Raw genomic sequence first — 14,253 nt, 5'->3', positions numbered from 1 at the left:
CCGATGGCCGCCGGTCAGCGTCCCGCCCGACCGTGGCTGCCGCACGCGGTGGCCGTCGTCGCGGGGCTCGCGGTGATCGCCGGTGCGTACCTGTACGTCCGGCCGACGCCCGGCACCGACCGGGCCGACTGCGTACCGCTGGAGGTCAGCTCCTCCACCGAGAAGAGCGCGCTGGTCGCCCAGCTCGCCGAGCGGTACAACACCGCCGACCGGCGCTTCGGTGGGCGGTGCGCGCAGGTGACCGTGCACGGCCTCAACTCGGGCGAGGCGATGGAGGCGCTGGCCGGCGGGTGGGCGCTCACCCAGCCGAAGGTCGCCGAGCCACAGGTGTGGCTGCCCACCTCGTCACTGTGGACCGGGCAGCTCCGGCTGCTCGACAAGGCGGCGGGCCGGCCCGCGCAGACCCCCGGGCAGTACCCGTCGATCGCCAACAGTCCGCTGGTCATCGCGATGCCGAAGGACCGGGGCGAGCTGGTGCAGCAGCGCGGCCCGCTCGGCTGGGCCGACGTGCTCGGCCTCTCCGGCGGCACCGGCTGGGCGGCGTTCGGCAAGCCCGAGTGGGGCCGGTTCACCTTCGGCAAGGACAACCCGCACCTGTCCACCTCCGGTCTGGCCGCCACCATCGCCACCTACTACGCGGCGGTCAACCGGGCCAGCGACCTGACCAGCGAGGACCTCGCCCAGCCGGCGGTGACCCAGTTCGTCAGGCGGATCGAGGCCAACGTCTCGCACTACAGCGACGACTCGGTGGACCTGCTGCGCGGTCTCGCCGAGGCCGACGCCGCCGCCACCGGGGACGCCCCGGCGACCGACATGAGCGCGATCGTCCTCCAGGAGGAGCTGGTCTACCTCTACAACCAGGGCCAGCTCAGCCCCACCGGCAGCAAGCCCCGGGTGCCGCTGGTGGCGGTGCACCCCAAGGAGGGCACCTTCAACCTCGACCACCCGTACGTGGTGCTGCCGTCGGCCGACCCGACGCAACGCGAGGCCGCCGAGGACTTCCTCACCTTCCTCCGCGACGGCCCGCAACAGCGCAGCTTCGCCGCCCTCGGCTTCCGCGACGACGAACGCCGGCCCGCCGAGACGCTGTTGGCCACGGTCGCCGGGCCGGGTGGCGACCGGCTCACCTACTTCGACCCGCCCACCCCGGAGGTGGTCGGCGCGATCCTCGGCAGCTGGGACACCCTGCGCAAGAAGGCCAACATCCTGCTCGCCGTGGACACCTCCGGCTCGATGAAGGCAAGCGTCGGCGACCGGACCCGGTTCCAGGTGGCCACCGACGCCGCCAGCAAGGCGATCGGGCTGCTCAACGCCGCCGACCAGGTGGCGCTCTGGTCGTTCTCCAGCGAGACCCCGCAACGACCGAAGCGGCCGTACAGCGAGGAGGTACGGCTCGCGCCGCTGAACCGGGACGCGTTCAACCGGAAACTCGCCGGGCTGCGCATCGGCGGCAACACCGCCCTGTACGCCACCGTCCGCGCGGCACACCGCACGCTGCTCGACAGGTACGACCCGAACCGGATCAACGCGGTGGTGGTGCTCACCGACGGCAAGAACGAATACCAGAAGGACAGCGACCTCGACCGGCTGCTGCGCGACATCGCGCTGGACCCGAACAAGCCGGTGAAGGTCTTCTGCGTGGCCTTCGACCAGGACTCCGACCTGGCCGCGCTGGACCGGATCGCCAAGGCGTCGGCCGGCAAGGCGTTCGACGCCAAGAACCCGACCACCGTCGACGAGGCGTTGGTGAAGGTGGTCAGCAGCTTCTGAGCCCGGCCGGCCCCCGCCGCACTTCCCGGCGGCGGGGGTGTTCAGTCGCCGACGCGACGCAGCAGGCCCTCCTGGACGGCGCTGGCGATGTGCCGACCGTCGAGGGTGAACATCCGGCCGGTGGCCAGCCCCCGCGCGCCCGAGGCCGACGGGCTCCAGCAGTCGTAGAGGAACCACTCGTCGGCCCGGAACGACCTGTGGAACCACAGGGCGTGGTCCAGGCTCGCCCCGACCAGGCCGCCCGGCCCCCAGACCTCGCCGTGCACCGACAGGACCGAATCCAGCAGGGTCAGATCCGAGGCGTACGTCAGCGCGCAGGCGTGCAGCAGCGGATCGTCGGGCAGCTTGCCGTCGATGCGCATCCAGACCCGCTGGTACGGGTCGGCGGGCCGGTCGCCGGGGCGTACCCAGCCGGGCTCGCCGACGTAGCGGACGTCGATCGGACGGGGGATCTGCCCCCAGATGCCCAGCCGCTCCGGATAGCGGGCCAGCCGGTCGGACATCGTCGGGACGTCGTCCGGACCGGGCACGTCCGGCGGGGTCGGAGCCTGGTGTTCCAGGGCCTGTTCCTGCCGCTGGAAGGACGCCGACATGAAGAAGATCGGCTTGTCGTGCTGCAACGCCACCGAGCGGCGGACCGAGAAGGAGCGTCCGTCCCGGACGTTCTCCACCTGGTAGTCGATCGGCTCGGCCGGATCGCCGGGCCGGACGAAGTAGCCGTGCAGCGAGTGCACGAACCGCTCCGGGTCGACCGTGCGCCCGGCGGCGACCAGAGCCTGCCCGGCGACCTGCCCCCCGAACACCCGCTGCGGGCCGACCGAGGGGCTGACCCCACGGAAGGACGTCGCGCCGGTGTGGTCGAGGTCGAGGACCTCGAGGAGCTGGTCGACCGCGGCCTGGCCGGTCGCCGCCGGACGCCCGTTCACCGAGCTTGCTCTGTTCGCGACTGCGGGGCGCGCAAACCCGGCGCGCTCCTCGCGCTCACCCGGGCTTGCTCTGTTCGCGACTGCGGGGCGCGCAAACCCGGCGCACTCCTCGCGCTCACCGGAACTGCCGCTGTGCTCACTGGAGCGCCCGGGCGCTGGCGGCGTCGACCAGGGAGCCGAGCTGGTGCACGCGCAGCGTGTTGGTGGAGCCGGGGGTGCCGGGCGGGCTGCCCGCGACGATCACCACGTAGTCGCCGGGGGTGGCCTGGTTGAGGCCCAGCAACGCCTGGTCGACCTGGCGGAACATGTCGTCGGTGTGCTGCACGAACGGCATCAGGAAGGTCTCCACGCCCCAGCACAGCGCGAGCTGGCTGCGCACCTCGGGGACCGGGGTGAACGCCAGCAGCGGCAGGTCGCAGTGCAGCCGGCTGAGCCGCTTGACGGTGTCACCGGTCTGCGAGAAGGCCACCAGCGCCTTCGCCCCGATGGCGCGGGCGATCGAGGACGCGGCCACGGTCAGCGCGCCGCCGTGGGTACGCGGGTCGTGCTGGAGCCGGGGCACCCCGATCGAACCGGCCTCGGTGGTGGTGATGATCTTTGCCATGGTGCTGACGGTGAGCACTGGGTACTTGCCGACGCTGGTCTCGCCGGAGAGCATCACCGCGTCCGCGCCGTCGAGCACCGCGTTGGCCACGTCAGAGGCCTCCGCGCGGGTGGGGCGGGAGTTCTCGATCATGGAGTCGAGCATCTGGGTGGCCACGATGACCGGCTTGGCGTTCTCCCGGCACAGCTGCACGGCCCGCTTCTGCACCAGTGGCACCTGGTCCAGCGGCATCTCGACGCCGAGGTCGCCCCGGGCCACCATGACGCCGTCGAAGGCGAGCACGATCGCCTCCAGGTGGTCGACCGCCTCCGGCTTCTCGACCTTGGCCAGCACCGGACGGCGCACACCCTCCTCGTCCATGATGCTGTGGACGAGCTTGATGTCCTCCGCCGTGCGGACGAAGGAGAGCGCGATCAGGTCGACACCCAGGCCGAGGGCGAAGCGCAGGTCCTCGGCGTCCTTGTCCGACATCGCCGGGACGCTGACCGCCACGTTCGGCAGCGAGACGCCCTTGTTGTTGGAGACCGGGCCACCCTCGGTGACCAGGCACCGGATGTCGTTACCGGTGACGTCGCTGACCTCGACGGCGACCCGGCCGTCGTCGATCAGCAGCCGGTCGCCCGGCTTCACCTCCTGGGGCAGCTTGCGGTAGGTGCAGGAGACCCGGTCCCGGGTGCCGAGGATGTCGTCACTGGTGATCACCACCGAGTCGCCGGTGCGCCACTCGTGCGGCCCGTCGGCGAACTTGCCGAGCCGGATCTTCGGGCCCTGGAGGTCGGCCAGGATGGCGACCGGCACGCCGACCGCCTCGGCTGCTTCGCGGACCATCCGGTACACCGACTCGTGGTCGGCGTGACTACCGTGGCTGAAGTTCAGCCTGGCCACGTTCATGCCCGCCTCGATGAGGCCCCGGAGCCGCTCCGGGGACGAGGTGGCGGGGCCAAGAGTGCAGACGATCTTCGCGCGGCGGTTCACGCCCATCAGGCTAGTCTCTCCTCCGGGTCGGCCTACGGGCCGACCCCTTGCGGACTGAGGAACAGGGTCCGACGACGCGCGGGGTGGGCGCGTGGCCGGCGGGACGCGGGCCACGCCGGAGGCACGTCGGAAAGCGGCGGGCATCGGCGACCGCGCGCCGGGAATCGTACCGCCCGAGGGCAATCGCCGTCCGCGCGCTCCCGTGCTCCCGTACGCCGACGCCGCCACCGTCGGTCACCGCCGCGCCACGCCCGTCGACCCGGCGCTCAGCTGTCGGTCTTGACCAGCGGAAACTCCAGCGAGCCCGCCGGGCAGAGGAACGTCAGCACGTCGACCATGTAGAGGCCGGCCTGCACCGCCGGGTCCGCCTCCATCACGCTGCGTACGTCCTCGACCGAACCGGTACGGGCCAGGCCGATGCCGATCGGCGGGGCGGGCTCCCGGGCCGGGCCGTCGATCGAGCCGGCCACCAGCACCAGACCCCGCCGTTGCAGGGCCCGCATGTGCGCCGCGTGCTCGGCCTGGAGGCGCTGCACGGTCTCCTTCGGCAGCACCCGACCGGCCGGACCCGGATAGAGCACGATGCACTCGTACGTGTCGAGTGCGAAGTCCAGCTGCGGCGTACCCGTCATCGCGCCCCTTCCCCGCGTCGGCGCCACACCGCGCCGGTGGTGTCCCCCGGACCCGGCCAGCGTCCCACGGTGGGGACGCCCCTGACCGCCGGTCGGGACAACTGCGCGCCGGACGGGGCCGTCCCCGGTCGGACACCGGGTGCGGCGGGCGGCGCGGCCGGCCTTTCGGTCGGCCCACGCCGACAGATCGGCAGACGTGCCCGTCAGCCGACGCTGGTACGGTCCGACTGATGGGGAAGGCGCTCGATCCGCGGAGCGGAGGTCCCGACATGGCTCGCTCGTCCGACGCCCCCCGGCCGCCGGACGACTCCCGCTGGCGCGAACTGCTCTCCCACGCCGGCCCGGCCGGCCGGTGGATCGTCGACCACGACTGGGCCGGCACCCCGCTCGGCCCGCCGGCGGACTGGCCACCGAGCCTGCGTACCGCCCTGGTCCTCTGCCTGCACAGCCCGACGCCGGCGGCCCTGTGGTGGGGGCCGGAGCTGGTGCTGCTCGCCAACGACGGCTACCTGGCCCTGTTGGGCCCGGCCGGCACCCGGGCGCTGGGTCGGCCCGCCTCGGCGGTCTGGCCCGACGCGGTGCCCGCGCTGACCGGGGTGCTGACCGCCACCCGGGTCACCAGCCGGCACGGCGACGACGGAGCCGGGCCGGTCTTCTCGTCGGGCCCGGTGGTCGACGCCGCCGGCCATCCGCAGGGCGTCCTCACCACCGTCACCGCCGCGCCCGGCGGCACCGCCGACGCCGCCACGCACGGCGGCCCGGTCGTCGCCGCCGACGGGGACCGGCGGCGGGCGTTGCGGCAGGCCAAGGGGTTGGCCCGGCTCGCCGGGGCGCTCAGCGCCGCCGGCAGCCGGGAGGCGGTGATGGACGTGGTCGGCGCGGTCACCCCCGGTCTGGTCGGCGCGGACGGGGTCCGGGTCGCGGCGGCCACGGCGGGCGCCTGGGAGCTGACGGTGACCGACGACACCGGCACCGGCGAACTACGGGTCACCGACGACGAGCCGCTGGCCCGCGCGGTACGCGAGGAGACCACCGTGCCGCTGCCGGACGGGCTCTGCCTGCCGCTGCGCGACGGTGGCGGCGCGGTGCTCGGAGCGCTGGAGGTGCGCTGGGACGGGCCGGCCGCCGACGAGGAGGCCCGCCGCATCCTGCTCGACGCGGTGGCGGGGCTGTGCAGCCAGGCGTTGCGGCGGGCCGAGCTGACCGCGTCGGCGCGGGCGATGGCGGAGTTCGCCGCCCGGCTCAGCGTCACCCGCTCCACCGGTGAGGCGATCGAGGTGATCCTGGACGCCGCCCCGACGGCGCTCGGCGCGGCGCTGCCCGGCCTGGCGATGCGCGACGAGGGCCGGCGGGTCCGGCTGTGGCACGCGGAGCTGCCCAGCGGGCTGGTCGCCACCTTCGACGACCTGACCATCGACGACCCCCGGCCGATCGCCCACGCGCTGCGCACCGGGGAACGGATCATCCTGCGCAACCGGGCCGAGTTCGCCGCCCGGCATCCCGGCCTGCCGGACCCGGCCGGCGAGTACGGGATGGTGACCACGGTCGTGCTCCCGCTGCTGGACGCCTCCCGGCGGCCCATCGCCGCGCTGGGTTTCGGCTGGCCCCGGGAACGGGCGCTGCACGACGACGACCTGGCCCTGTTGGACACCGTCGCCGACCTGTGCGAGCAGACCCTGGAGCGGGTCCGGCTGGCCGCCGCCGAACACAACCTGGTGACCCGGCTGGCGGGCCGGCTGCGCACCTCGGCGACGATCGGGCCACCCGGCCTGGAGCTGGCGACCCGCTACCAACCGGCGATGAGCGGCCTGCACCTGGGCGGCGACTGGTACGACCTGGTCGACCTGGACGACGGCCGGCTGGCCGTGGTCGTCGGGGACGTGGTGGGCCACCAGGTCGAGGCGGCGGCCGACATGGCGCAGCTGCGGACGGTGGTGAACACGCTGATCCGCTCCGGGGTGCCGCTGGCCGAGGTGTTCCCCCGGTTGACCGGGCTGCTCGGGGTCGGGTTCCTCGGCACCTGCCTGGCGATGGTGGTCGACCCGGTGGCCGGGCAGGCACAGGTCGCCCGGGTGGGGCATCCGCATCCGGTGCTGCTGCGGCCGGGTCGGCCGCCGGAGACGGTCTGGACGGGGCACTCGCTGCCGCTCGGGCTGGTCCGTGACCCGGTGCCGGTGACCACCGTGGCGTTCGGCCCGGGTGACCTGCTGGTGGCGTACACCGACGGGCTGGTGGAGCGGCGCGACCAGGCGTACGACGCCGGGGTGACGGCCCTGCACGAGGTGCTCGTGCCGGTGCGGGACCAGCCCGTGGAGGTCATCGCGGACACCCTGCTGACCAAGCTCTCCGGCTCCGACGACGACCAGGCGCTGGTGATCATCCGGCACGCCGGCTGAGTGTCGGTGCCCACATTCGGTCCGGGGGTGTTGCCGACCGCGATCTTCGGGAAAGCCGTCGGGGTGGGTGGCTAGATTTGCCACCGACGACAACGACAGGATCGGGGTACGGCACATGGGGTCCAGCAGTCAGCCCGCGAAGGCGTCAGGCACCTACCGGATCGGCGGCGACCTGCAGGTCGACCGGCTCGGTTACGGGGCCATGCAGATCACCGGGCCGGGGGTGTGGGGCGACCCGAAGGACCCGGCCGAGGCGGTCCGGGTGCTGCGCCGGGCGTACGAGCTGGGCGTCACGTTCATCGACACCGCCGACTCGTACGGGCCGTTCGTCTCGGAGCTGCTGATCAGGGAGGCGCTGCACCCGTACGCCGACGACCTGGTCATCGCGACGAAGGCCGGCCTGACCCGCTCCGGGCCGGGTGACTGGCGGCCGGTGGGGCGGCCGGAATACCTGCGCCAGCAGTGCGAGCTGAGCCTGCGGCACCTGGGCCTGGAGTCGATCGGCCTCTACCAGCTGCACCGGATCGACGCGAAGGTGCCGCTGGAAGACCAGCTCGGCGAGCTGGCCCTGCTCAAGCAGGAGGGCAAGATCCGGCACATCGGGTTGTCCGAGGTGACCGTCGCGCAGATCGAGGCGGCCCAGAAGATCACCCCGATCGTGTCGGTGCAGAACCTCTACAACCTGGCCGACCGCAGCGCCGAGGACGTCCTGGAGCACTGCGAGCGCAACGACCTGGCGTTCATCCCGTGGTTCCCGATCGCCACCGGCAACCTGGCCAAGCCGGGCGGCCCGTTGGACGCCATCGCCACCGGCCACGACGCGACCCCCGCCCAGCTCGCGCTCGCCTGGCTGCTGCGCCGCTCGCCGGTCATGCTGCCCATCCCGGGCACGTCCTCGGTCGGTCACCTGGAGGAGAACGTCGCCGCCGCCGAGGTGCAGCTCACCGACGAGGAGTACGACTCCCTGGCCAAGGCCGCCTGACCGTCCCACCGTGCCGCCCCGGGCGCCCGGCACACAACGGGGGCGATGTAGCGCCATCCCAAGCTGCGGATACCGCTACATCACCCCCGTTGCTGAGTGCCGCCGGGCCGAGCGCCGGCGGCGGTGGGTCAGCCGTCGGGGGTGATCTCGTTGCCGGGGTCGGTCGGGCGCAGCGCCCGCTGGGCCTCGTCGAACAGCTTCGCCGCGTCGGTGCGGCCGTTGACCTGGATCTCCACCTCGGAGTCGCCGACCTGCAGCCGGATGCTCACCTCGGTCCGCTGCTGGTCCACCCAGCTCTGCACCAGGTTGAACAGACCGGGCAGCAGCCCCTGGGCGACCACCGCGATGATCACCGCGTCGCTGAAGCCGGCCCGGCCACCGGCCCCGCCCCCCGGCCCGGCGTCGCGGACCAGGGCCCGGTACCGCGGGTCGCGGTGCAGCCAGGCCAGCAGCGTCGTGCGCTGCGGGCCGGCGGCACGGGGGGCCAGCACCAGCCGGGCCGGTGCGGTGGAGGGGGGCGCGGTCATCTCGGTCTGCCTCTCAGTCATGCGGTCCGGCCGACGGCGGCTCAGTCGTCACCGGGTTGGAAGGTCAGCGTGCCGTCGACCACCGACAGCACGCCGCTGACCCCGAACGTCTCGTTCTCGGTGAACGGGGTGGTCCCGAAGTAGCCGACGGTGCTGCCGGTGGCCTGCGCCGACCCCTGCGACTCGTACGAGGTGGAGACCCGTGCGGTGGCCGGGCCGGTCAGGGTCAGTTCGATGGTCGGGTACCGGGTGATCTTCCAGGCGATCTTCTTCACCGGCGAGCCGCCGGTGTAGTAGCGGAACGGGCACCCCTGCGGGGTGGCCACCGCCTGCGCCGCGCAGCCGTCCAGATAGGACCGTACGCTCTGTTCCGCCGCCGCCTGCGCCTCGGGCCGCAGGGTGGGCGTCAGCTCCGCGCCGCTCACGCTCTGCTGCCCGGGTACGACGTAGACCACCCGGGGCGCCGTCTCGCTGAGCGCGGTGCTCTCCCCCGCCACCGTGTACGCCCCCGGCAGCAGCGGCACCGCCACCCCCGTCTCCTCCGCGCCGGTCGGTGCGGGCACCCCGTTGACGGTCAGCGGGGCCGGGCCGCCGGGCAGGGTCAGGGTCGCCGGGGCGGCGGCGATGTGCCAGCGGTGGAACAGCCCGAGCACGGCGGAGTCGTCGCGGCGCAACGGCAGCTCGGCGGTCAGCTTCCGCCCGGCGAGGGTGTAGGCGACCGTGGCGACCGCCTCGTCGCCGTCGCGTTCCACCCCCGTCACGGACACGTCGGTGGGCGGGCGGTAGTCCTTCGCCGCCACCATCCGGGCGAGTTGCCCGCTGTCGCCCAGCGCCGCCCGCACGTCGGGGGTGAGCTGGTCGAGCGCCTCCGGGCCGTCGTGGTCGGCCAGGGCCGCGAAGTAGTCGCCGACGGCCGCCTGGGGGCGGAAGAACGCCCACTGGGCCGTGGTCAGCCCACCGCCCAGGCAGCTCACCAGTACCAGCGCGCCGACCAGCAGCAGGGCGCGACGGGAGCCGACCGCCGCCGCCGTCGTCGTACCGCCGAACAGCTCGTCGAGGCCGCGTGCGGTGGCCGCACGGTCGGTCATCGGATCGGGAACGGGCCGGTCCAGCCGGTCCAGGCGCAGCTCGGACGGGGGGTGGGTGGCGCAGACCGCCTCGTCCCAGCCGCTACGCCCGGTCTCGAAGGAGCGTCGCCGCTCCAACATGGACCGCATCCCCTCCCGGTGCCCGGCGAGCACCGCACCCGCGTCGGCCCGGTACTCGGCGGCCCGGACGTCCCGGCGGTGGCAGGGCAGGACCACGTACCGCATGGTGAGCAGCACCGGCCAGAAGAACAGGAACACCACGAAGTCGGTGGCCGGGTGCGGGAACCGGCGCATCAGCCAGGCCGGCAGGGCGTGCACCAGCACCAACGGCAGGCCGACACCCCGGATGAACGCGCTGGTCACCTCGTCGCCGGTGCGCCAGTGCACCAGTTCGTGGCTGAGCAGCGCGGCGATCTCCTCGTCGGTGCAGTCGAGCACGGCGGTGCTCACCACGACGTGCCGGGCGTACGCGCGGGCGTTGGCGAGCACCGGGTCGTCCTCGATCAGCAGCCGGGGTTCCCCGGGCAGGCCGAGCCGGGCCGCGCAGTCGCTCAGTAGCGGACGCAGCCGTTCGGCCTCCCGCCGGCTGAGCGGCCGTGCGCCCGAGACGCCCAGCAGCCACGGCTCCAGCAGCACCCGCCCGACGGTGTAGAACAGCCCGACGAGGCCGGCGGCGACCACCATGCCGGCCAGGCCGGTGAACAGGTTCGCCGGTTCGTCGAAGGCGTTGCGCCAGGGCAGCACCAGCACGGCCAGGAAACCGACCAGCGCGCCGAGCGCGAACCCGGCGAACCCGCCGACCACCCCGCCGGAACGCGCCACGAAGGCCTCCAGCAGCGGCCCGACCAGCGGGGCGTCCCGCAGCAGCGCCGGCACCGACTCGTCGGACTGGGTGCCCCCGGCGACCAGCCCGTACAGGCCGAGGGCGAGGCCACCCCAGACCGCCGCGACCAGCGCCAACGGCACGTAGAACCAGGTGGCGAGGAAGGCGCCGAGCACGCCCCGCCAGTCCCGCACGATGCCGGCGCGCAGCCAGACCAGGGCGCTCGGGTAGCCGGGCGGGCGGTGGGCGAACCGGTCCCCGGCGGCCGGGGAGTCCTGCGCCTGCGCGGCACCGCCCGACGCCGTCGCCCCGAACGACGCCGTCGCCCCGGCCGGCGGGTCGCCGCCGGGCGACGCCGGTCCGCCGGGCGACGCCGGGTCGCCCGCAGGTCGCAGGGGTGTGCCGGCCGGCGGGTCGGGTTGCCGGTCGGTGGTCGGGCCGGGCTGGGCCGCGCGGGGATCGGGCTGCGGCTGGGGGTCCAGGTCGGGCACGGGAGGCTCCTCGACTACGGATGTCGCCGGCCGTGGCGCGGGCCCGGCGGACCGGGCCACCGGCGGACCGGTCGGTCGGCGGACCCGACGGCCCGCAGGCCGAGCGGGTCGGCAGATCGACAGGACCGCCTGACCGGTCGCCACCAGCGACGAATGACACCAATGCTGTCGGTCGACTCCGCAGGTGGCGGAATTCGACGCCGCTGGACATTACCGATGACGAATACCGTCCGCGATCCCATTTCCCACCGGAGATCGGCTTTCCGAATAACTGTCGGATATCTGTCCGCCGACGGCTCCGGTGCCATTTCCGTCGTGGACCCGTCGGGCCGGTCGGAGAGACGATCCGGGTCCGGCCACCCCTACCTACGGGCGGCACCGGCGGGGAGGTCGACGATGGACACGGACGTGCTGGTGGTCGGGGGCGGGATCATCGGGCTGACGGCGGCGGTACGGCTGCGGGAGCGCGGCGCGCGGGTGACCCTGCTGACCGCCGACCCGCCCGGCGACACGGTGTCGGCGGTCGCCGCCGCCGTCTGGTACCCCAGCCACACCGACGCCGACCCCCGGGTGCTGCGCTGGGCCGCCGGGACGTACACGGAACTGGGCCGGCAGGCCGAGGCCGGGGTGCCCGGGGTGGTGGCCCGGCCGACGCGGATGCTGCTACGCCGTCCGTGGACCGGCCCGCCGTGGTGGGCGGCGGCGGCCGGTGACCTGGCCGCCCACCCCGGCTCCGGACCGTACGCCACCGAGTTGCGGTTCACCGCGCCGACGGTGGAGATGTCGCCGTACCTGGACTGGCTGGTCGCCCGGTTCACGGCGGCCGGCGGCCGGATCGTGACCGGGCGGCTGGCGCGGCTCGACGACGGCTTCGCGCTGGCCCCGACGGTGGTCAACGCCACCGGACTGGCCGCCGGGCGGCTCGCCCGCGACCCGGCGGTGCACCCGGTACGCGGGCTGCTGGTGCTGGTGGCGAACCCGGGCCTGACCACCTCGGTACGCGACGAGGAGAACCCGGCCGGCATCACCTACGTGCACCCGCGCCGGCACGACGTGGTGCTCGGCGGCACCGCCGAACCGGACCGGTGGGACACCGGCCCCGACCCGGCCACCGCGACGGCGGTCCGGGCCCGGTGCGTGGCGCTGGTGCCGGAGTTGGCCGACGCACCCGTGCTCGGGGTACGGGTCGGGTTGCGGCCGGCCCGGCACGGCGGCCCCCGGGTGGCGGTGCAGGCCGGGCCGGCCCCGGGGCAGCGACTGGTGCACGCCTACGGCCACGGGGGCGCCGGGGTGACCCTGTCCTGGGGCTGCGCCGACGAGGTGGCCGGGCTGGCACTGTCCGGCTGACCGGCCGGGCCGGACGCACCCCGGCCCCGCCCCTCGGGACCGTGGGGCGGGGCCGGGTGCCGGGGTGGAGGGCGGGCCCCCTCCCCCACGTCATCGGCGTTCGTAGAAGGTGATGCTCACGCCGCCCGGGGCGGAACCCGGGTCGGAACTGAGCCAGGTGTTGGCGTTGAGGAAGGCGTACGGGCCAGCGGCGCGGGCCTCGAACGTCGGCACCAGGCGACCGAACGCCCCGCAGTTGCGGACCAGGATCAGCTCCCGGTCGTTGGTGGACAGCACGTACCGGGCGTCCAGCGTGCTGGTCGCGCCGATGAGCTGGTAGTCAGCCCCGCCGGGCAGGACGGTCCCGGTCACCCGGCCGGTCACGGTGCCGCCGGTGATGGGGATGATGTTGCGGGTGCCGCGCTTGCTGGCCCCGACCGAGACGCTGGCCCCGAGCGTGACGGTCTCGGTGAACACCGCCGCGCCCCGGGTGCCGCTGCCGGTCAGGCAGTCCCACGACTGGTTGGCCGTCCCGGCCGGGTCCCGTAGCTGCACGCGCGGGTCGGCCGGGGACACTCCGGCGACGTCGTACACGGCCAGGTTCAGGATGTTGGTCGCGGTGTCGACGGTCCGGGTGCCGACGTAGGTGCCGGTGTTCAACCAGGCGTACGCGCTGGAGTTCGGGGCCTCGAAGTCGGGCACGATCCGCACGGTGGAGTCGCCGGCCGGCGCGACCCCGCAGGTGCGCAGGTAGATCGGGGTGCCGTCGCCGGTGCGCAGGATGGCGACCTGTTCCAGCTCGGTCGCGCCGGTGCCGAGGGTGAGTTCGAGGTCGAGGCCACCGGTGAGGATGCTGCCATTGATCCGGTCGCCGGTGACCGTGCCGCCCCGGATGTCGAGGATGCGGCGGTGGCCGTACTGGGTGACGCCGACGTCGCGGATCGCGCCGAGTTGGGCGGTCGCCCGGAACACCAGCCGGCCACGGGTCGGGGGCACGAGGCCGGTGGACCGGCCGCAGGTCCAGGACGGGTCGGGCACGATGGTCGCCTCCGCGCCGCTCGGGGTGGTGCTCGGGGTGGGTGGTGGTGGGGTGGTCGGTGCCGGGGTGGTCGGCGGCGGGGTGGTCGGGGTGGGTGGCGGCGTGGTCGGGGGCGGGGTGCCCGGGGTGGGCGTGGTCGGTGTCGTGGGCGTGGTGCTGCCGGTGCAGGGGGTGCCGTTGAGCGCGAAGTCGGTAGGTGCCGGGTTGCTGACGTTGTTCCACGAGCCGTTGAACCCGAACGACGTGCTCGCCCCGGTGCCGAGCGCCGCGTTCCAGGTGGTGTTGCCGACGGTGACCCGGCCGCCGTTCTGACTGGCGGTGCCGTTCCAGTACTGGGTGACCTGCTGGCCGGCGGTGAACGACCAGGTGAGCTGCCAGCCGTTGATCGGGTCGCCGAGGTTGGTGATCGCGACGTTGGCCCCGAAGCCGCCGGTCCACTGGCTGGTGACGGTGTAGGTCACCCGGCAGCCGGTGGCGGCGGAGGCCGCCGTCGCGACCCCGACGACGCCGACCAGGGTGGCGGCGGCGAGCGCTCCCGCGAACAGGGGCCGCCGGTGTACGAGCCTCATCTGGTCCTCCCGGAGCGGCAGCGCCACGCCTTGCACGCACGGTTATGTTTCATCGAGTGTCCCGATCGGACAAACTTCTGTCAATCGATGCTTCTCGATTGCTTG

10 protein-coding genes are annotated in these 14,253 nt (G+C 74.0%); 4 read left to right on the top strand and 6 right to left on the bottom strand.

Annotated features, from left to right (window positions below; all coding sequences use genetic code 11):
* Positions 1-3 precede the first annotated feature (3 nt).
* Positions 4-1,770, top strand: coding sequence for a vWA domain-containing protein (locus JQX11_RS17480; RefSeq protein ID WP_204926034.1), 1,767 nt, complete (start codon positions 4-6; stop codon positions 1,768-1,770).
* A gap of 41 nt (positions 1,771-1,811) precedes the next feature.
* On the opposite strand, the gene JQX11_RS17475 is transcribed toward JQX11_RS17480, so the two are convergent.
* The 3 genes from JQX11_RS17475 to JQX11_RS17465 all read right to left on the bottom strand — a co-directional run bounded on the left by JQX11_RS17475 (position 1,812) and on the right by JQX11_RS17465 (position 4,907).
* A complete protein-coding gene (locus JQX11_RS17475) occupies positions 1,812-2,696 on the bottom strand; it encodes an acyl-CoA thioesterase (RefSeq protein ID WP_204926033.1) in 885 nt (294 codons plus the stop codon).
* Between the two features lie 136 nt (positions 2,697-2,832).
* Positions 2,833-4,281, bottom strand: a complete 1,449-nt coding sequence (pyk, locus tag JQX11_RS17470) for a pyruvate kinase (RefSeq protein ID WP_204926032.1) — start codon at positions 4,279-4,281, stop codon at positions 2,833-2,835.
* 260 nt (positions 4,282-4,541) lie between these two features.
* On the bottom strand, positions 4,542-4,907 hold the full coding sequence (locus tag JQX11_RS17465; RefSeq protein WP_204926031.1) for a YciI family protein: 366 nt from the start codon (positions 4,905-4,907) through the stop codon (positions 4,542-4,544).
* A gap of 269 nt (positions 4,908-5,176) precedes the next feature.
* On the opposite strand from JQX11_RS17465, the gene JQX11_RS17460 reads away from it, so the two are divergent.
* Together JQX11_RS17460 and JQX11_RS17455 are read left to right on the top strand one after the other, a co-directional pair.
* Entirely contained in the window at positions 5,177-7,303 is a 2,127-nt protein-coding gene (locus tag JQX11_RS17460; RefSeq protein ID WP_204926030.1) for a PP2C family protein-serine/threonine phosphatase, read from the top strand.
* A 115-nt stretch (positions 7,304-7,418) separates the two neighbouring features.
* Positions 7,419-8,285, top strand: a complete 867-nt coding sequence (locus JQX11_RS17455; protein WP_204926029.1) for an aldo/keto reductase — start codon at positions 7,419-7,421, stop codon at positions 8,283-8,285.
* Positions 8,286-8,413: 128 nt separating this feature from the next.
* Here JQX11_RS17455 and JQX11_RS17450 read toward each other — a convergent pair whose 3' ends face one another.
* Both JQX11_RS17450 and JQX11_RS17445 read right to left on the bottom strand, forming a co-directional pair.
* Positions 8,414-8,812 (bottom strand): effector-associated constant component EACC1, encoded by a 399-nt coding sequence (locus JQX11_RS17450; RefSeq protein ID WP_204926028.1) that lies wholly within the window; start codon positions 8,810-8,812, stop codon positions 8,414-8,416.
* A gap of 41 nt (positions 8,813-8,853) precedes the next feature.
* Complete coding sequence (locus JQX11_RS17445; RefSeq protein WP_204926027.1) at positions 8,854-11,214, bottom strand: M48 family metalloprotease; 2,361 nt, start codon at positions 11,212-11,214, stop codon at positions 8,854-8,856.
* 396 nt (positions 11,215-11,610) lie between these two features.
* Between JQX11_RS17445 and JQX11_RS17440 the strand changes: the two genes are divergently transcribed.
* A complete protein-coding gene (locus JQX11_RS17440; RefSeq protein ID WP_204926026.1) occupies positions 11,611-12,561 on the top strand; it encodes an FAD-dependent oxidoreductase in 951 nt (316 codons plus the stop codon).
* A gap of 90 nt (positions 12,562-12,651) precedes the next feature.
* Here the strand turns inward: JQX11_RS17440 and JQX11_RS17435 are convergent, their stop codons facing one another.
* Positions 12,652-14,148 carry a DUF3237 family protein gene (locus tag JQX11_RS17435; protein ID WP_204926025.1) on the bottom strand — a complete coding sequence of 499 codons (1,497 nt, stop codon included), beginning with the start codon at positions 14,146-14,148 and terminating at the stop codon, positions 12,652-12,654.
* Positions 14,149-14,253 lie beyond the last annotated feature (105 nt).

The sequence above is a fragment of the Micromonospora humida genome, assembly GCF_016901255.1.
GTDB classification, from domain to species: domain Bacteria; phylum Actinomycetota; class Actinomycetes; order Mycobacteriales; family Micromonosporaceae; genus Micromonospora; species Micromonospora wenchangensis.
Note: the sequence above shows the minus strand (reverse complement) of the source record. Positions and strands in the feature narration are given on the sequence as shown.